The sequence below is a fragment of the Xylanimonas allomyrinae genome, from assembly GCF_004135345.1.
In the GTDB taxonomy this organism is placed as follows: Bacteria; Actinomycetota; Actinomycetes; order Actinomycetales; family Cellulomonadaceae; genus Xylanimonas; species Xylanimonas allomyrinae.
Genome location: NZ_CP035495.1, coordinates 1,956,618 through 1,974,388, shown reverse-complemented (window position 1 = coordinate 1,974,388; position 17,771 = coordinate 1,956,618). Strand labels below are relative to the sequence as shown.

Here is a 17,771-nt window from a genome sequence, read left to right as displayed (position 1 = left end):
ATGAGAACTCAGGACGCGAGGAGCGACGTCGCCTGGCGACGCGCTCTGGCCGCGCTGCTCGTGCTCGTGGCCGCATGGGGGGTCTGCTGGGCGGTGCTCACCCCACCCTTCCGCTCACCCGACGAGCAGACGCACCTGGGCTCCGTGCTGCGGATCGCCTACGGCGGAGGGTGGCCCCCGCCGGGCGAGGCGTATGTGCCGCCCATCGTCGCCGACGCCGAGCGTGAGGCCGGCTGGCCCGGTGACCTGCCAGGACGGCGCATCGTGCGGCCCGGCAAGCCGCAGTTCGTCGACCGGACGCCGTCGGTGCGCGCCGAACGCACACGCATCGACGCCGGCAACGCCGTGACCCCGACGCCGCCGCCCGCCGACGCCGTCGTCGACCAGATGACCCAGCACCCGCCCGGCTGGTACGCCGTCGGCGCCGCGCTGCTGCGCGTCACAGGCCTCGCCGACGCACGCTGGGACCAGGCGCTGCTCGCGCTGCGGCTCATGGACGTCGCCATGCTCGCCGCCGCCGTGCCGTTCGCGGCCGCTTCCGCGCGGCGGCTCACCGGGTCGTGGCCCGCGGCGCTCGTGGCCGCGCCGCTGCCGCTGTTCGCGCCCGGGGTGGGCAACATCCTCGGCTCGGCCAACAACGACGCGATCGTGGTCATCGCTCTCGCCGTCGTGACCTGGCTCAGCGTGCGCGTCGTCACGGGTGACACGCGCTGGCGCACGGCCGTGGCGCTCGGCGTCGTGCTCGGGCTCGGGCTGCTCGGCAAGGTCATGCCGGCGTTCGCCGTGCCCGGCGTCGTCGCGGCCTACGCGCTCGCCCCCTGGGGAGGGCGGCCCGCGCCGCGCCCCTGGCGGGTCGACTGGCGGGGCACGTTCTGGCCGCGCGCAGCGCGGTGCGCGACCGCGCTGGGAACCGCCCTCGCCGCGGGCGGATGGTGGTGGGTGCGCAACGTGCTCGTGCTCGGTGCGGTGCAGCCCGTGGGGCGCCCGCGGGACGTGTCCCGGCTGGACATCGTGCCCGCGGCCGACGTGCTGCCCACGGCGGTGCGGCGTGTCGCACAGTCGTTCTGGGGTCACCTCTCGTGGCTCGAGATCTGGCTCGACCTGCGGCTCGTGGTGCTGGGATCGGTGCTGCTCGCGGCCGCGGGCGTCGTCGCGCTGACCGTCCCTGGAACGCGCCGCGGAGCGCTGGTGCTCGCCGCGCTGCCCGCTGGGCTGACGTTCGGGGTGATCTTCAACGCGTGGCAGTTCTGGCGAGACACCGACCGCCTCGTCGCGCTGCACGGGCGGTACGTCTACGGTGGCCTGGCCGCGCTCGGCGCGCTGCTCGCCGTGGGGCTGTGGCACACGGTCAGGCGGCGTGAGGACCGCGCGCGGGTGACGCTCGTCGTCGTGACCGGGCTCGGGCTGCTTTCCGGCGCCAGCGGGCTCGCCTGGGCGTTTGGGGCGTTCTACCGTTGTGCGGATGACACCTTCGGTGACGCCCTCGCGCGTTGGGCGGCGTGGAGCCCGCTGAGCCCAGGCTGGCTGGCGGCGACCGTCGGTGCCGCCGCGGCGCTCGCCGTGGGAGCCGTCGCCGTCGTCGTACGCAGCGCCGTCGTCGCACGGCGGAGTTCCCCCGTTCCCGAGGCTGGAGGCCGTCGATGAAGCTGTTCGTGCAGATCCCGTGCCTCAACGAGGAGGCCACGCTGCCCCTCGTTCTGGCGTCGATCCCGCGAGAGATCCCCGGGATCGACGAGGTGCACGTCGTCGTCATCGACGACGGCTCGACGGACCGCACGGTCGAGGTCGCGCGCGCGCTCGGCGTCGAGCACGTCGTTCGGCACACGCGCAACATAGGCCTGGCGCGCTCGTTCCGTGACGGCATCGACTATGCGCTGCGGCACGGCGCCGACATCGTTGTGAACACCGATGGCGACAACCAGTACCCGCAGGAGATGATCCCGGCGCTGGTGGGGCCCTTGCTGCGGCGTGAGGCCGACATCGCCATCGGCGACCGGCAGACGGCGACCATCGCGCACTTCTCGCCGTTCAAGAAGCTCATGCAGCGCGTCGGGTCACGCGTCGTGTCGGTCGCCGCGGGCACGTCGCTGCCCGACGCCGCATCGGGCTTCCGCGCGTACTCGCGTGCCGCGCTCATGCGGCTGAGCGTGCTGACGCAGTTCAGCTACACGATGGAGACCATCATCCAGGCGGGCAACAAGCGACTGCGGATCGCCTCGGTGCCCATCACCACCAACGCCAGGACGCGCCCGTCGCGGCTGTTCAAGAACATCTGGCAGCACATGGGCCAGTCGGGCAAGGCCATCGCCCGCAGCTACGTGATGTACAAGCCGTACGGCGTGTTCCTCACGCTCGGGGCCGTGTTCGGGGTCGCGGGCATCGTGCCGCTCGTGCGGTTCCTCGTCCTGTGGACCGAGGGGCACGGGGCCGGGCACGTGCAGTCCGTCGTGTTCGGCACCACCATGCTGGTCGGCTCGCTGCTGTGCTTCGCGCTCCTGGTCATCGCCGACCTGCTGAGCACCAACCGGACACTGTCGGAGGAGATCCTCGAACGCACCAAGGAGCTCCAGTACGGGCCCGCACCCGAGCTCGTGCGCGATCCCGGCCGCGACGCCGCCAACGGCACGGCCAGGACCTCGCCGACGACGCCCCGGCCGGCCGACGCCCCGGAGAGCCGCCCGTGATCGTCGCCTTCGGGACGTACGACGCCGCGCGTCACCCGCGCGCCGGGATCCTGGTCGCGGGGCTGCGCGCCCACGGGCGTGAGGTCGTCGAGGTCAACCGCCCGCTCGGCTTCACCACGGCCGAACGCGTGCGCATGCTGCGCGAGCCGTGGCGCCTGCCCGTGCTGCTCGTGCGGATGCTCACGTGCTGGGCGCGCCTGACCGCCGCCGCCGTCACACTGCGCGCCCGCCGCGGCACGCCCGCAGCCGTGCTCGTCGGGTACCTCGGGCACTTCGACGTGCTGCTCGCGCGCGTCCTGTACCCGCGCACCACGCTCGTGCTCGACCACCTGGTCTTCGCCGCCGACACCGCGCTCGACCGGGGGGCCCGCGGCCTGCGCGTGCGCGTGCTGGGGCTGCTGGACCGCGCGGCGACGCGGGCCGCCGACGTCGTGCTCGTCGACACCGCCGAGCACCTGGCGATGCTTCGCGACCCCGGCAAGGGCGTCGTCGTGCCGGTCGGGGCACCCGACGCGTGGCTCGCGGCGGGCGAGCCCGACGCGGCCGCGGCGGGTCCCGCCGACGGCGAGCCGCTGCGCGTCGTCTTCTTCGGCCTGTTCACCCCGCTCCAGGGCGCGCCCGTCATCGGAGCGGCGCTCACGCTCGCGGCCGCCGCCGGGACGCCGCTCGACGTGACGATGGTCGGCAGCGGCCAGGACCTCGCCGCGACCCGGGCCGCCGCGCCGTCGGGCACCGCCGGCTCGGTGCGCGTGACCTGGCACGAGTGGATCGACCCGGCCGCGCTGCCCGGGATCGTCGCCTCCCACCACGTGTGCCTCGGCATCTTCTCCGCCACGCCCAAGGGGCTGCGCGTCGTGCCCAACAAGGTGTACCAAGGCTTGGCGGCCGGGCGCGTCGTCGTCACCTCCGACACCGCTCCGCAGCGCCGGGCGCTCGGCGAGCACCTCGAGCTCGTACCACCGGCGGACGCGGCGGCGCTCGCGGCCCGCCTCGCCGAGCTCGCGGACCCGGCCCGCTACGCCGCCGCGGCAGCGCGGGCGAGGGCCGGCCGCGACGAGGTGCGGCCCGCCGTCGTCGTCGCGCCGCTGCTGGGCCGGCTCGCCGCCAGCCTCGGAAGCGCGGCGGCATGACCACCGCGGCCCGCCCGTCGGCCCGCCGTGCGCTGGCCGTGCTGCGCTCGCCCGTCGTGAGGTGGGTGTTCCTCGTGGCGGCCGTCGCGCTCGCGGTCGTCGCGGTCGCGGCGTCGTGGGACGAGCTCGCCGTGGCCGCGCGGCGCATGCCGGGCGCCCACCTGGCCGGGGCCGGTGCCGCCGGGCTCGTCTACGTGTGGTGCACCTTCCTGTCGTGGCGGGCGCTGCTCGCCGACCTCGGCTCGCCGCTGCCGCTGCGACCGGCGGTCGCCGTGTTCGGCGTGAGCCAGATCGGCAAGTACGTGCCCGGCGGGGTCTGGAACGTCGTGGCCGCGGCAGAGATCGGGGCCGACCACAAGGTGCCGCGAGCCCGGTCGCTCGCGGCGATGGCGCTGGCGGTGCTGCTCGGGGTGGTCTCGGGCACGGTGACGGCGGCCGTGTGCCTGTCGGTCGCCGGAGCGGGAGACCTGCACGGCTGGGGGTGGCTGGCGTGGGTCGCTCCCTTGCTGCTGGTGCTGCTGGTTCCGGCGGTGCTGGGGCGCCTGGTGGGCGTCGGGCTGCGGCTGCTGCGACGCCCCCGCTGGAGCGGCCGCTGAGCTGGGGCGGCCTGGGCGTCGCGGTCGGCTGGTCGGTGCTGAGCTGGGTGGTCGCGGGCGTCCACGTGTGGCTGCTGGCGACAGGCCTCGGCCTGGACGCGACCGGGCGCACGCTCGTCATGCTCGTCGGCGGGTACGCGCTCGCGTGGGTCGCCGGGTTCGTCGTCGTGTTCGTGCCCGCGGGCGCCGGGGTGCGTGAGGCGGTGCTGCTCGCGCTCCTCGCCGGCGCCCTTCCGCACGCCGCGGTGCTGCTGGTCGTGCTGCTCACGCGTGCGCTGCTCACCGTGGTGGACCTCGTCTTCGCGGCCGTGGGCATGCTGGTCCGTCCCGCGAGGAGCCGCTAGGCTGCGCGCCGTGCCGCTGCCGCCGCTGACCCCCTACGCTCGGCTGCGCTGGGACGTCGCGTCCCGCCTCGTCGCACGCGCGCTGCCCGCAGAGGGCGCCCGCGTGCTCGAGGTCGGCTGCGGTCAGGGCGCCGTCGGGGTCCGGCTCGCGCAGCGGCACCGCTACACCGGGGTCGAGCTCGACGGCGCGAGCCTCGCGGCCGCCCGCGGACGCGCGGCGGCCGCGGGCGTCGACGCGACGCTCGTCCACGGCCCGCTCGACTCGATCGACGCGTCGGGCTTCGACCTCGTGTGCGCGTTCGAGGTCGTCGAGCACATCGAGGACGACGCCGCGGCGCTCGCCGAGTGGGCCGCCCGGCTGCGGCCGGGTGGGCTCCTGCTGGTCTCGACCCCGGCCTGGCCGTCGCGATTCGGGGCGATGGACGACGCGGTCGGGCACTTCCGCCGCTACGAGCCCGTGCGGCTGGCGGCCCTGCTCGCGGGCGCGGGCCTGGGCGACGTCGGCACCCGCCTGTACGGGATGCCGCTCGGCTACGCGCTCGAGGCGGTGCGCAACCGGATCGCGTCGCGGCGCCTCGATGTGCGGGAGGACGCCGTGGCCGACCGGACGGCACGCAGCGGACGGCTGTTCCAGCCGTCGACCACGGTCCAGGGAGCCGTCATCGCCGCGGGGACGTGGCCCTTCCGGCTCGTGCAGCGCGCGTTCCCGCAGCACGGGACGGGGCTGATCGGCTGGGGGACGGCTCCGCGCTGAGGCTCAGCGGCCGGACGGCGTGACGGTGACGCCCTCCTGTGCCACGAGCCGGGTCAGGCGGGCGGGGTCGCCCGCCAAGGCGGTGGCGGTCGCCGCGGAGGTGAGTACCACCGAACCCCCGGCCGACCAGGCGCCCAGCATCGAGCGCAGCGTCTCGACCAGCGGCGCACGCCCGTCCAGCAGCACGCGGCCGCGCGGCTCGGCCCCTGAGGCCCACCCGAACAGGTCCCCGAACAGCACGCCCTGCACGGGCGCCGTCGCCGCCGGGGCGACGATCGCCGGCTCGCCCGGGTCCGTCGCGGGGGCCCAACCGACCGTGTCCGCGTAGGTCATGACGGCAGAGGCGGCGTCGATCGTGCCCGGGGGCAGGTCGCCGTCGAAGCGGCGTGCGAGCGCCGGGAGCGCGACGGCGACGACGTCGCCGGTGTGCGCGGCGGGGCGCGTCGTGATCGTCACGTCGGGGTCGTGGCCGTCCGGGGTGCGCCCGCCGGGGCCGGCCAGCACCGCGGTCGCGCCGCAGCGCAGCGCGCCCAGAACCCAGACCGCCGAACGCCAGTGCGGCACGAGGTCGATCAGGATGCGTCGTCCTGCGCCAGCGTCGAACTCCTCCACGAGCAGATTGGTGGTCTTGTTCACCCAGTTCGCGAGGACCGCGCCGGACAGCTCGACGCGCTCGCCGTCGTCGCCGTACCAGGTCAGGCGCGGCCGCCCTGGGTCGCTGACCAGCACGTTCATCAGCGCGTCGATCGTCCTGGGCCCTGCGGTCGCGGTGTTCACGAGGACAGGGTATAAGCATCGTGTAAATGCGGGAGAGGTTGTGTGAGGGCGGCCTCGCTAGCACAATCCGGCTTGACGCGTCCGAAAGACACGCGTGTAATTCCACTTATGCGGTTTCCGTAAAGCCCAGGAGGACCCGCCATGTGGAATCTGCTCGACGAGGACGACTTCGCGTCCGATGCCCAGCGCGCACCGGAGCGCGTTGCCCCTGTGCTCCCGCTCTTCGGTACGCCGGTCGAGGACGAGACGCTCCTGGGCTGGCAGGACAAGGCGCTGTGCGCCCAGACCGACCCGGAGGCGTTCTTCCCCGAGAAGGGCGGCTCGACGCGTGACGCGAAGAAGGTTTGCGCCGGCTGCGAGGTACGCGCCGAATGCCTGGAGTACGCGCTCGCGAACGACGAGCGCTTCGGCATCTGGGGCGGTCTGTCGGAGCGCGAGCGCCGCAAGCTCAAGCGCCGCGCCGTCTGATCTGGCTCACCGCCACGGCCGTGGCCACGGCGAGGCCCGCCGTCGTCACGATCGCGGCGGGCCCGAGCGCCGCCCACCCGAAGGGGTGCAGCCGAACCATCGCGCCGGCCGCCGCGCCGATCGCGGCCGGTGACCCCGGCCCTTCCGGGAGCCACAGAACCGCCCACGCGTCAGCCTGGAAGGCTGCGTGGAGGCCCAGTCCGAGCACCAGCACGATCGCGGGCGCCCAGCGGCGCGCCCGTACCGCCCCTGCGACCGCGACCACGACGATCGCCACCACCGCCAGGTAGAGGTACCGCCCCTGCTGCGCGGCACCCAGGTTGCGGAACGCGACGAACTGTTCGTACGAGCCCTTGGCGACGATCGCCGTGAGCGCCGCGGCGGGCGCCAGCAGCACGAGCGCGTCGAGCCGCCGCAGCGGCCCGCGCACCAGCGCGACGCCGATGCCGACGGCAAGCGCGGCGAGCCCCGCCCTGGACGCCCACCATGAGGCGTCGTGGCGGAGGTGCGCAGCCTGGTCCTGCACGAAGAACAGGGTGATCAGCCGGTCGACGAGCCGGTGCAGCCATGCCGCCCCGCCGTCGGCCCACGTGTAGCGCTCGCCCGACTGCAGGTACCCCTGGTCGGCATGGGTGCCGTGCGGCTGGAGCGCTCCGAAGAGCACGAGGTTGCGTGCCCACCAGGAGAGCCCGGGCAGCATCGCGGCCAGCGCCCACAGCGACGCCGCGAGCGTGCCGTGCGCCGACCCGCGCGTGCGCCGCCCGTGCCACCAGGCGGCAGCGTAGGCGGCGGCAACCCAGGCCGGAAGGAGGAGTGCGAACCCCTTGGTCGCGAGCGCCAGCGACGTCACGCCGCCCAGGGCGAGCGCGGTGCGCGCGGTGTGGTCGCCGGTGAGCACGCGCGCCACGAGCCAGGTCGCCGCCGCGCCGAGCAGCACGAGCAGGTTGTCGTTGTTGACCGACGATGCGATGTGCGTGAGCTCGGGGATCGCGACGACGGCGCCCGCCGCGGCCAGCGGCAGCGGGTCGGGCAGGCGCAGCCGCCGCGCGGTCGCCCACGCGAGCAGCGGCAGCGGGGCCGCGAGCAGGATGTTGACCCAGCGCAAGACCATCCACACTCGGTCGAACGGCAGGTCGTGCCAGCCGGGCACGGCCTGAACGACGGCCGCGCCGAGCACGTAGTACAGCGGCGGATGCTGGACGAGCTGGTTGTTGAGCGGCGCACCGTCGGCAAGCCACGGCGCCGCACCGCCCGCCTGCGCCCACGACGGGCGCTCACCGCGCGGCCGGAAGTCGCGGTCCGCCAGGTGCGCGGCACCGTGGAGCCGGTCCGGGGGCAGGACCGCACCGGCCCGCACGCCCGCCGTCGTGGCGAGCGTGCCCGGCGACGGCCACGGCCACGCGGTGCCCTCGGCGACCTGGACGACGAGGTCGACCTGCTTGGCCTCGTCGGGCGAGCGGCCGTTCGGGAACACGGCCGTCTGGAGCAGGCACACGGTGACCTGAAGAAGCACGACGAGCCAGACCGCCGCGGGCACGCCCGCGCGCCGGATGCGGGGGAGGCCACCCGTGGCGGCGCTGTCTGGCACGCGCTCAGGGTAGGGCCGCCCCGACCCGCCGACGCGCCGAAATCCCGCGATCCGAGCGCGCTGCGGCCGATGATCGACACGCGATGACTCCTCTCGACATGACCCAGGCTCGCGGCCTGCCCCCGATGACCCCTCGGCCAGGGGCGCCGCGCTCGACGTGGTGCACGCCCTCACCGGGGCGATCCCGCAGGTCGTGACCGTGACGGCGGTCGTCGTCACGCGCGGGCGCAGCCCGTTCCTCCAGGCCGCGCTGACCGCGCTCGGCAACCAGGAGCGCATGCCCGACGACGTCGTCGTCATCGACGTGGATGCACCACGGTCCACCGGATCGACGCTCGGGCTGCGCCTCGACGGCGCCCGGTTCGTCGCCGCCGAGGGCGCGCGCACGTTCGGCGAGGCCGTCGACGTCGCGCTCGGTGCGGGCGTCGTCCCCCCGACGGCTGGATGTGGCTCCTGCACGACGACGCCGCACCCGAACCCGGCGCGCTCGCCGCGCTGCTGCGCGCCGTCGAGCACACGCAGGCCGTCGCGATCGCGGGCTGCAAGCAGCGCCGGTGGGCGGTCGCCGAGGACGGGACGCCGCTCGACGCACGCACCGCGCGCGACGGCGGCGTGCTCGTCGAGGTCGGCCACACGGTGTCTCCGCTAGGGCGCCGCATGACGGGCGTCGACGACACCGAGATCGACCAGGGGCAGCACGACGCGCGCGAGGACGTGCTCGCCGTCGGTCTCGTGGGCGCACTCGTGCGCACTCGCGTCTGGCGCGAGCTCGGCGGCACCGACCCCGAGTACGGGGCCTTCGGCGACGGACTCGACCTGTGCCGCCGCGCGCGGCGCGCCGGGCACCGCGTCGTCGTCGTGCCGCGGGCCGTCGTGCACCATGCCCAGGCCGGGCTGCTGGGACTGCGCGACGGGCGCGGCCGCGCGCCGGAGGAGGCCGCGTCGTACGGGCCGCGGCGGCGCTCCCAGCTCCACCACCGCCTCGTGCACGTGCCCTCACCGCTGGTGCTGCCGGCCGTGATCGGGATGCTGCTGTGGGCGCCTTTCGCCGCGATGCACCGGCTCGCGCTCAAACGCCCCGGCGAGGCGCGTGACGAGATCGTCGCCGCGCTGTGGAACGCCGTACGCGTCGGACCGCTCGTCCGAGCACGGCGTCGCGTCGCACGCACGTCGACCCTGCCACGCCGCGTGCTGCACCCGCTGCTGGCGAGCTGGCGCCAGGTGTACGCCGAGCGCCGCGACGCCCGCCTGTCCCGGGCCGAGGCGAACCGCACCCGCTGGGCGCCGAGCGAGCTCGAGCGCGTCGAGCTGCGCCGGCTCGCGGCGCGCCGCCGCGCCGGGCTGGCGGTCGCGCTGCTCGCGACCGCCGGGCTCGCCGTCGCCATCTTCGGAGGCTGGCAGGGCGTGCTCGCCCAGGGCGGGCGCGTCGTCGGCGGCGCGCTGCTGCCCGCGCCCGCCGGGGCGGGCGCGGTGTGGGAGGCCGCGACGTCGGGGTGGGTCGACGGCGGACTCGGCGCGCGCGCCCCCGGCGACCCGATCCTCCTGCCGCTGACCGTGCTCGCCTGGCTGGCAGGCGGCTCGCTCCAGACGGCCGTCAACCTGCTCGTGGTCGCCGCTCTGCCGCTGGCCGCGCTCGGGGCGTGGTTCGCTGCCGGAGCCGTGACCCGCTCGACCAGTGCGCGCACCGTCGCCGCCCTCGCGTGGGCCGGGTCGCCCGCGCTGCTCGGCGCGCTGCAGTCCGGCCGGCTCGGTGCGCTGCTCGCCCACCTGGCACTGCCGTGGGCCGCGCTCGCGCTCGTGCGCGCCGTCGGCGCCCAGGCGCGCGACGAGATCGACGTGCCCGAGTCGGAGCACCCCGACGCCGTGGCCCGAGGCCGTCAGCGCTGGCGCCCGGAACGCCCGCGCCGCGGATCGCTCGGCGCGACCGGTGCGGCGGGGCTGCTGCTCGCCGTGGCCGTGTGCGGCGCGCCGGTGCTGCTGCCGGTCGCGGCCGTCGGCGTGATCGTCGGGATCATGGCCGCGCCTCGCGACCGCCGCTACCTGCCGCTGACGCTCGTCCCCGCGCTCGCCGTCGCCGCGCCCTTCTGGGCGTACGTCGCGCGCACCTGGACCGACGGCGGCTGGCGGCTGCTGCTCGCCGAGCCGGGCGTCCCCGTGGCCCCCGGGGAGGCGCCGGCCGGGTGGCAGCTGCTGCTCGGCCACGCCCAGGTGCCCGGCGCCTGGTTCGGCGCCGCGGGCGACGCGCACGCCTGGCTCGCGACGGCGGCCGGCGTGGCGCCGTGGGTGTTCGGCGGGATCGTCGTCGTCCTCGCTCTCGTCGCCCTCGTGCGGCCCGGCGTCCTCGGCGCGGTCCGCGCCGCCTGGGCGCTGGCGGCGATCGGGCTCGCCGCGAGCCTGCTCGCCGTCGCGCTCGGCACCTGGCCCGGCGTCGGCGTGAGCGTCGTCCTGCTCGGTCTCGGGGAGCCGCGCTGCTCGGAGCGCCCGCGGGGCGCGAGGCCGCCGCGAACGACGACGGGGCACGACGCTCCCGCGTGCGGACGGCCGGCGCGCTCGCCGCCGTCGGCGCGCTCGTGCTGCTGCCCGGCGCGGGTGCGGCCTCGTGGGCGCTCGCCGTCGTCGACGGCCGCGACGTCGGCGACCTGCGGGCGACGGCGGTCGCCGCCGTGCCCGCCGTCGGGCGGCAGATGCAGGACACCGGCCGCAGCGCGCGGGTCCTTCAGGTCGACCGCGGCGACGACGGCGTGCTCGACTACGCCCTCATGCGTGCCGACGGCACCTCGCTCATCGACTCCTCCGTGATCGTGCGGGGAGGGACGCGGGCACCGTCGACGCTCCCGAGCGCGCCGGTCGCGACCGCCTCGACTCGCTCGTGGCCGAGCTCGGCACCGGGCAGGCGACCGATCTCGCGGCGCGGCTGGCCGACGTCGGCGTGGGCGCCGTGCAGACGCCGCCGGGCGCCGACCGCGACCTCGTGACGACGCTCGACATGGTGGCCGGGCTCGAGAGCGTCACCGAGGGGCAGGGCACACGGCTGTGGCGCGTCGCCGTCGCCGGTGAGCCGGCGCCCGGCTGGGCGCGCGTGACCGACGCGGCGCCGACCGCCGACCGGCGCCCGACGACGCTCGCCGTCCTGCCGTCGCAAGGCGTCGAGGTGCACGACCGGGTGCCGCCGGCCGCGAGTCCCGACCAGGAGCGCACCCTCGTGCTCGCCGCGGTCGCCGACTCCGGCTGGCGCGCCACGCTCGACGGGCAGCGCCTTCCCGTGGTCGACGCCGACGGCTTGCAGGCGTTCGCCCTGCCGGCCGAGGGTGGCCGGCTCTCCGTCGAGCACGTCGACCCGCGCCAGCCGTGGTGGTTCGCCGGCGCCGGCGTCGTCCTGCTGGTGTATGTGCTGCTGGCCCTGCCCACCGGGCGCCGGCGGGGGAGGTGACCATGGCCCGCTCGTTCCTTCGTGTGCTCGGCGCGACGTCCACCGGTGTCGTCGTGGTCGGCGCCACCGCCGCCGCCGCGTTGTTCGCCGGCCCGTGGGCCACCGCGCTCACCGGGACCGGCGTCGCCACCGACCCGGTGCGCTCCGTCGGCGTGACTCCGGCGCCCTCGCTGCTCGCGTGCCCGCCGGCGGCCGCGCTCCCCGAGGGTGCCGACGTCGGCGACTCGCAGTTCTCCGCGACTCCCGTGACGACGACGACGCAGCTCGCCGCCGGCGTGCTCGGCGCGGCGGACACCTCGGCGGCCTGGGGCGCGCTCGGCGGCCAGCCGGGAGCGCTGACCGCGGGGAGGGGCGCCGCCGTCCGTGTCGGCGATCCTGGCCCGGAGGGCAGCGTCCTGCAGGCCCAGCCCGTCGCCGAGGAGGCGTTCCGCGCCGCGGGCGCGACGGCGTCCGTCACCACGGGCGGCGACCTGCGCGGGCTCGCCGCGGCGCCGTGCACCGCGCCCGCGATCTCGCAGTGGATCGTCGGTGGCGGCACCGAGGTGGGATCGACGGCCGTGCTCACCGTGCAGAACCCGAGCCAGAGCACCGCGACCGTCGCGCTCGACGTCTTCGGCCCTTCGGGTCAGGTCGCTCTCGGCAGCCAGGGCACCTTCGTGCTCGGGCCTGGGCAGAGCAGCACGACGCGCATCGAGGCCGTGGCCCCGGACCAGCGCCGCGTCGCCGTCCACGTCACCTCGACCGGGGCACGCGTCGCGGCCAGCCTTCAGGTGCAGCGCCTCGACGGCCTGGTGCCGCAGGGCGTCGACATCCTGACGCCCGGCGCCGCCCCCGCGACGTCGGTCGCCGTCCCCGGGCTGCTCTCGGCGGGCGAGACTCTCGACGACCCGCGCGCCCCGGTGCTGAGGATCCTCGCGCCCGGAGAGTCGGCCGGCACGGCCCATGTGACGATCTACGGCGCCGACGGCATCGCACGGCTCCGCGGCGCCGAGACCGTGGACCTGCAGCCCGGCGCGGTCATCGACCTGCCCCTCGGCGGCCTGGCAGCGGGCGGCTACGGCATCGTGATCGACGCCGACGTCCCCGTGGTCGCGGCCGCGAGCTTCAGCCGCAGCGCGCCCATCCCGGCCGACGCCGTCGTCCAGGGGCAGCCGTACGACATCGCGTGGGTGAGCGGACAGCCGCTTCCCGAGCCCGGCCAGGGTGCCCAGGCGGCACTGCCCGGAGGGACCTCGGCCGTCGTGTCGCTGACCGCGGTGCCGGCCGAACGCGGGTCCGCGGCACCGGCCGGCACCGCGAAGGCAGTCGTGCGCGTGTACGGCGCCGACGGGACGGCGCTGGGGGAGAAGACGCTGACCGTGCACGCCGGAACCGTCGCGCGTGTCGCCGTCGGCTCCCTCGCCGCGGGCGGCACGCCCGCACTGGTCAGCGTCGATGCCGCCGCGGGTGCACAGGTCGCGTGGGCCGTCGAGCTCACCGCCGAGGACGGCAGCGCCGAGCACGACCGTCTGGTGGCGTCCATCGCGCCGACGGCGTCGGTTCCCGCGCCGGGGGCCGCGCACGTGCGCGAGGTCGACGTGCGGGGCTAGGGCCCACCGAGAGCCCACGCGGTGCCGGCTGGCCGTGCCGGCGTCGGCGACGTCGCGGCCGCCGGGCCCGAGCGTCCGCCCTCAGCGCCCCTCGAAGTGGGGGTCGATCTCCTCCGGCGTCCGCGCGAGCAGGTGTGCCACCTGCTCGACGACGACGTCGTGCACCAGGTCCGCGAGGTCGTCGGGATCCTCGGCACGCAGCTCGACCGGGCGGCGGTAGACGACGACGCGCGCGGCCCGCCCCGAGTCCTCCGGGTAGCAGCGGCCCAGGGGCGCACCGCCCGACTCCCACGGCGCGGGGTCCGACGGCGGCACGTCCTCGACCGCGAACTCCGTGCCGGCCAGCTCGCGCGCCCAGCCCCGCTCCAGGTCCTCGACGGCGTCGAGCACGAGGTCGTCGAACACCTCGGCGCGCGTGCGGTGCGCGGGCAGGACCGCCGGCAGGAGCGGTCCACGCAGTCCACGGCCGCGCCGGTCGCGGCGGCGCGTCGGCAGCGCCGGCGCCGGGTCGCCGACCTCGGGGAGAGCACCGGGGCCTGTCCGCAGGCGCCGGGAGTGGCCGTGCGGTCGCGGTGACGGGGCCGCACCGCGTGACGAGCCGAAGAATCCCACTCGGCGAGCCTACCTGCGACCGCCCGACCGTCCGGCGCGGGACACGGTCCGGTCACGGCGCGGCGTGGGGCGGCAGGCGCGGTGGCGCGGGGGCGTAAGGTCACGGCGTGAGATCGGTCAGGCAGTGTTCGCGGACGGCGTGCCAGCGCGCTGCCGTCGCGACCCTCACCTACGTGTACGCGGACTCGACGGCGGTCCTCGGGCCGCTGGCGCAGCACGCCGAGCCGCACAGCTACGACCTGTGCGCCGAGCATGCCGAGCGGCTGACGGCGCCTCGTGGCTGGGAAGTGGTGCGCCTGAGCCCGCAGTACGCCGACGCCGGCCCCACACCCGACGACCTGTCGGCGCTCGCCGAGGCCGTGCGTGAGGCCGGGCGGGTGCGGCGCCCGGTCGAGCCCGAGGTCGGAGCCGTCGAGACGACGCGACGCGGGCACCTGCGGGTGCTGCGGACCGAAGCGGAGTAGCAGCCAGGCGCTCGGGGGCGGAGAGCTCCCGAGCGCCTGCTCGCGCATGGCCTGGTCATTGCAGGTCTGCCTCTGTCCACCCCGTGACCGCCGCTTGCGCGTCGCTCGACCAGGCGCCCACCGGCGCGGAGGTGCGGTTGGCCCTGGCCTGCCGCAGGTGATCCGCTGCCGCACGCCGCCGACGTGCGATCCGCCCGCGGAGCACGACGGCGAGTCCGGCCACGACGAGCAGGAGCAGCGCGAGGATCCCGAGCGTGATCAGCCCGGCAGTCATCCAGACGGTGACCAGGGCCTCGGCCGAGGTCGCGGAGAACGTGACCTTCCGTCCGGAGTCGGAGCCCAGGTCGGCGCTCATCGCCCACGGCACGCTGAGCGTCTGGGTGACGGCAGGGGGCGCCCCACTCGTCCTCGAAGGGCTCGTCGACCACGACCCGGAATGCCGCGCGGAAGAACCCGTCCTGCGCGGTCCTGACGACGGACACGCCCGGGCGCGATGTTCACCGCGTCGCACGACCCGGCGATCTACGACGGCATCACGCCGTCACGGAACCCACGAGCACACGAGGTGTCCCGTGCCCGCGACGGCCACGGGACCGGCAGCGTGGGGGACGAACACGGACTGCCCATGTCTCGCACTGACGGTGCCCGACGCCGTGCGCAGGTCGATCTGGCCGTCCAGGCACAGGACGACGCGAGGGCCCTCGACCGGAAGCGCGACCTCCTCGGAGGGGTCGACGTCGGCGGTCGTGAGGGCGAACTCGCGCACGGGGGCACGGTAGGTCTGCACCTGGCCGCGGCTGCCCGACGTGTGCACCTGCGGGAGCACCGGCATGCGCGGTGCGAACGACGCACAGCGCACGAGGGCCTCCTCGTCCACGAGCTTGGTGGTCAGGCCGGCGCGGAGCACGTTGTCCGAGCTCGCCATGACCTCGATGCCGAGGCCCGACAGGTACGCGTGGACCTCACCGGCCGGGGTGAACATCGACTCGCCGGGCTCCAGGGTGACCCGGTTGAGCATGAGCGAGGCGATCGCCCCCGGGTCGCCCGGGTGCTGCTGTGCGAGCTCGACGACGGTGCTGTCGGCCCGCGCGAAGGGCGATCCGGACGCGAGGCGCTCGCCGACGGCCGCCACGGTCACGTCGATGTCGTCTCGGCAGGTCGCCTCGCTGCGCGCACCGAGGAGGACCTGGAAGGCCTGGCGCATGCTGGCGTCGCTCCGGTCGGCACGCAGCCGTGCGCGGACCGCCTCGACGAGCCGTCCGTCGAGGCCTTCCAGGATCGCCAGGATCGTGCGCGGCGACCGGAACCCCGCGAGGCCCTCGAACTGGGACAGCGCGACGACCATCTCCGGCTTGTGCTGGTCGTCGTGGAACGACCGCTTGGGCGAGCCGACGGGCAGCCCCAGCGCGTTCTCGTGGTTGAAGCCCTCGCGCGCCGCGTGAGGCTTGGGGTGGACCTGCAGCGACAGGGCACGACTCGCTGCCAGAACCTTGAGCAGATAGGGCAGTCGTGGGCCGAACTCGTCGGCGATCCGGCGGCCGAGCATCGCCGACGGTGCCTCACGGATGAGGGTGGGCAGGTCGACCGATGCGCCGTCGACGTCTGCGAAGGACGGCGCGCTCGGGTGCCCGCCGAGCCACAGCTCCGCCATCGGGCCCCCGTCCGCCGCGACACCCAGCAGCGCGGGGATGGCGTCGACCGATCCCCAGTCGTAGCGCTGCACGGTGTTGGTCAGGCGCAGCGGGCGAGGCGGGACGACACGAGACACCGAGTCAGGATAGACGCAGGCGCCTCGCCGCAGGCGTCGGACGTCAGAAGCCGCCACCCGTGGCGGCCCGCCTCGAACCAGACCGGTAGCCTGGCGGCGTGGCGAGCATCGACCTTTCGACGATCATCAAGGCCTACGACGTCCGCGGGACCGTCCCGGACCCCTTCTCTCCCGCGGTGGCCGAGGCGGTCGGTGCGGCGTTCGCGCGCGTCGTCGTGCTCCCCGGAGCGGTCGAGGGCGTCCGGCCCGAGGTCGTCATCGGCAACGACATGCGCGACTCCGGGCCCGCGCTGGTCGAGGCGTTCGCGCGCGGGCTCACCGCGGCGGGCGTCGACGTCGTCCGCATCGGCCTGTGCTCGACCGACGGCCTGTACTACGCGTCGGGTGCGCGCAACGTGCCGGGCGCGATGTTCACCGCGTCGCACAACCCGGCGATCTACAACGGCATCAAGCTGTGCCGCCCCGGAGCGCGCCCGGTGGGCGAGGAGACGGGCCTGGCGCAGGTGCGCGAGCTCGCGCAGACCTTCCTCGACGAGGGCCTGCCTGCCGCGGTCGAGGTGCCCGGGACGGTGAGCGAGGTCGACCTGCTGGGCGACTACGCGGCGTTCCTGCGCTCCCTCGTCGACCTGTCGGGGATCCGCCCGCTCAAGGTCGTCGTCGACGCCGGCAACGGCATGGGCGGCCACACCGTGCCGGCCGTGCTGGGCACGGGCGCGGGCCTGCCCGCGCTGCCGCTCGACGTCGTGCCGCTGTACTTCGAGCTCGACGGCTCGTTCCCCAACCACGAGGCCAACCCGCTCGAGCCCGCCAACCTGGTGGACCTGCAGAAGGCCGTGGTCGAGCACGGGGCCGACCTGGGCCTGGCGTTCGACGGCGACGCCGACCGGTGCTTCGTGGTCGACGAGAACGGCCGCGCCGTCTCGCCGTCGGCCGTGACGGCGCTCGTGGGGCTGCGCGAGCTCGCCAAGGAGCAGGCGGCGGGCCTCGCGGACGGGCAGCCGGTGACCGTCATCCACAACCTCATCACCTCGCGCGCCGTGCCCGAGCTGCTGACGGCCGCGGGCGCGACGACGGTGCGCACCCGGGTGGGCCACTCCTTCATCAAGGCGCAGATGGCCGAGCACGGGGCCGTGTTCGGCGGCGAGCACAGCGCGCACTACTACTTCCGCGACTTCTGGTTCGCCGACACGGGCATGCTGGCAGCGATGCACGTGCTGGCCGCGCTCGGCGGGCAGGAGCACCCGATGTCGGCGCTGGCGGAGATGTACGAGCCGTACGTCGCCTCGGGTGAGATCAACTCGCGCGTCGCCGACGTGCCCGCGGCCCGCGCGCGCGTGCTCGACGCGTACCGGGCGGCCTACCCCGGCGTCGAGGTGGACGAGCTCGACGGCGCGACCGTCTCGCACTGGGAGGGCCAGCCGCGCTGGTGGTTCAACCTGCGCGCCTCGAACACCGAGCCGCTGCTGCGCCTGAACGTCGAGGCCGCCGACGCCGACGTCATGGAGAAGGTGCGCGACGACGTGCTGGCGCTCGTGCGCCAGGACGGGGGCGAGCCGGCGTGAGCGGC

The 17,771-nt window shown here is 75.6% G+C and carries 17 protein-coding genes; 12 read left to right on the top strand and 5 right to left on the bottom strand.

What is annotated here, in order from left to right; translation table 11 throughout:
• The 6 genes from ET495_RS09025 to ET495_RS09005 are packed head-to-tail and all read left to right on the top strand — an operon-like array spanning position 1 to position 5,508.
• Positions 1–1,644, top strand: a complete 1,644-nt coding sequence (locus ET495_RS09025) for a glycosyltransferase family 39 protein (RefSeq protein ID WP_129204395.1) — start codon at positions 1–3, stop codon at positions 1,642–1,644.
• A complete protein-coding gene (locus tag ET495_RS09020; protein ID WP_129204393.1) occupies positions 1,641–2,684 on the top strand; it encodes a glycosyltransferase family 2 protein in 1,044 nt (347 codons plus the stop codon). The genes ET495_RS09025 and ET495_RS09020 overlap by 4 nt, the downstream gene beginning before the upstream one ends.
• Positions 2,681–3,814 (top strand): glycosyltransferase, encoded by a 1,134-nt coding sequence (locus tag ET495_RS09015; protein ID WP_129204391.1) that lies wholly within the window; start codon positions 2,681–2,683, stop codon positions 3,812–3,814. The genes ET495_RS09020 and ET495_RS09015 overlap by 4 nt, the downstream gene beginning before the upstream one ends.
• Positions 3,811–4,410: a hypothetical protein gene (locus ET495_RS18660; RefSeq protein ID WP_245992995.1), complete on the top strand. Its 600-nt coding sequence runs from the start codon at positions 3,811–3,813 to the stop codon at positions 4,408–4,410. The genes ET495_RS09015 and ET495_RS18660 overlap by 4 nt, the downstream gene beginning before the upstream one ends.
• Before the next feature lie 35 nt (positions 4,411–4,445).
• On the top strand, positions 4,446–4,754 hold the full coding sequence (locus tag ET495_RS18655; protein WP_342770092.1) for a hypothetical protein: 309 nt from the start codon (positions 4,446–4,448) through the stop codon (positions 4,752–4,754).
• 10 nt (positions 4,755–4,764) lie between these two features.
• Positions 4,765–5,508: a class I SAM-dependent methyltransferase gene (locus ET495_RS09005; protein WP_129204389.1), complete on the top strand. Its 744-nt coding sequence runs from the start codon at positions 4,765–4,767 to the stop codon at positions 5,506–5,508.
• 3 nt (positions 5,509–5,511) lie between these two features.
• Here ET495_RS09005 and ET495_RS09000 read toward each other — a convergent pair whose 3' ends face one another.
• Complete coding sequence (locus tag ET495_RS09000) at positions 5,512–6,285, bottom strand: TIGR03089 family protein (RefSeq protein WP_245992993.1); 774 nt, start codon at positions 6,283–6,285, stop codon at positions 5,512–5,514.
• A 141-nt stretch (positions 6,286–6,426) separates the two neighbouring features.
• On the opposite strand from ET495_RS09000, the gene ET495_RS08995 reads away from it, so the two are divergent.
• On the top strand, positions 6,427–6,753 hold the full coding sequence (locus ET495_RS08995; RefSeq protein WP_129204387.1) for a WhiB family transcriptional regulator: 327 nt from the start codon (positions 6,427–6,429) through the stop codon (positions 6,751–6,753).
• Here ET495_RS08995 and ET495_RS08990 read toward each other — a convergent pair.
• Complete coding sequence (locus ET495_RS08990) at positions 6,734–8,341, bottom strand: hypothetical protein (protein WP_129204385.1); 1,608 nt, start codon at positions 8,339–8,341, stop codon at positions 6,734–6,736. The genes ET495_RS08995 and ET495_RS08990 overlap by 20 nt on opposite strands.
• 444 nt (positions 8,342–8,785) lie before the next feature.
• On the opposite strand from ET495_RS08990, the gene ET495_RS18650 reads away from it, so the two are divergent.
• The 3 genes from ET495_RS18650 (at position 8,786) to ET495_RS08975 (ending at position 13,360) form a co-directional block, all read left to right on the top strand.
• On the top strand, positions 8,786–11,140 hold the full coding sequence (locus ET495_RS18650; protein ID WP_129204383.1) for a glycosyltransferase: 2,355 nt from the start codon (positions 8,786–8,788) through the stop codon (positions 11,138–11,140).
• A 70-nt stretch (positions 11,141–11,210) separates the two neighbouring features.
• Positions 11,211–11,771, top strand: a complete 561-nt coding sequence (locus ET495_RS08980) for a hypothetical protein (RefSeq protein WP_129204381.1) — start codon at positions 11,211–11,213, stop codon at positions 11,769–11,771.
• Between the two features lie 2 nt (positions 11,772–11,773).
• Entirely contained in the window at positions 11,774–13,360 is a 1,587-nt protein-coding gene (locus tag ET495_RS08975) for a DUF5719 family protein (protein WP_129204379.1), read from the top strand.
• 81 nt (positions 13,361–13,441) lie between these two features.
• Here the strand turns inward: ET495_RS08975 and ET495_RS08970 are convergent, their stop codons facing one another.
• Positions 13,442–13,972 carry a metallopeptidase family protein gene (locus ET495_RS08970; RefSeq protein ID WP_425471123.1) on the bottom strand — a complete coding sequence of 177 codons (531 nt, stop codon included), beginning with the start codon at positions 13,970–13,972 and terminating at the stop codon, positions 13,442–13,444.
• A 107-nt stretch (positions 13,973–14,079) separates the two neighbouring features.
• On the opposite strand from ET495_RS08970, the gene ET495_RS08965 reads away from it, so the two are divergent.
• Positions 14,080–14,436 (top strand): DUF3499 domain-containing protein, encoded by a 357-nt coding sequence (locus tag ET495_RS08965; protein WP_129204377.1) that lies wholly within the window; start codon positions 14,080–14,082, stop codon positions 14,434–14,436.
• Between the two features lie 55 nt (positions 14,437–14,491).
• Here the strand turns inward: ET495_RS08965 and ET495_RS08960 are convergent, their stop codons facing one another.
• Together ET495_RS08960 and manA are read right to left on the bottom strand one after the other, a co-directional pair.
• Positions 14,492–14,791, bottom strand: coding sequence for a hypothetical protein (locus tag ET495_RS08960; RefSeq protein WP_129204375.1), 300 nt, complete (start codon positions 14,789–14,791; stop codon positions 14,492–14,494).
• Between the two features lie 186 nt (positions 14,792–14,977).
• Positions 14,978–16,204, bottom strand: coding sequence for a mannose-6-phosphate isomerase, class I (manA, locus tag ET495_RS08955; RefSeq protein WP_129204373.1), 1,227 nt, complete (start codon positions 16,202–16,204; stop codon positions 14,978–14,980).
• A gap of 98 nt (positions 16,205–16,302) precedes the next feature.
• Between manA and ET495_RS08950 the strand changes: the two genes are divergently transcribed.
• The gene (locus ET495_RS08950) at positions 16,303–17,766 is read left to right on the top strand and encodes a phosphomannomutase/phosphoglucomutase (RefSeq protein ID WP_245992992.1); all 1,464 of its coding nucleotides are present in this window, start codon (positions 16,303–16,305) and stop codon (positions 17,764–17,766) included.
• Positions 17,767–17,771: the final 5 nt, after the last annotated feature.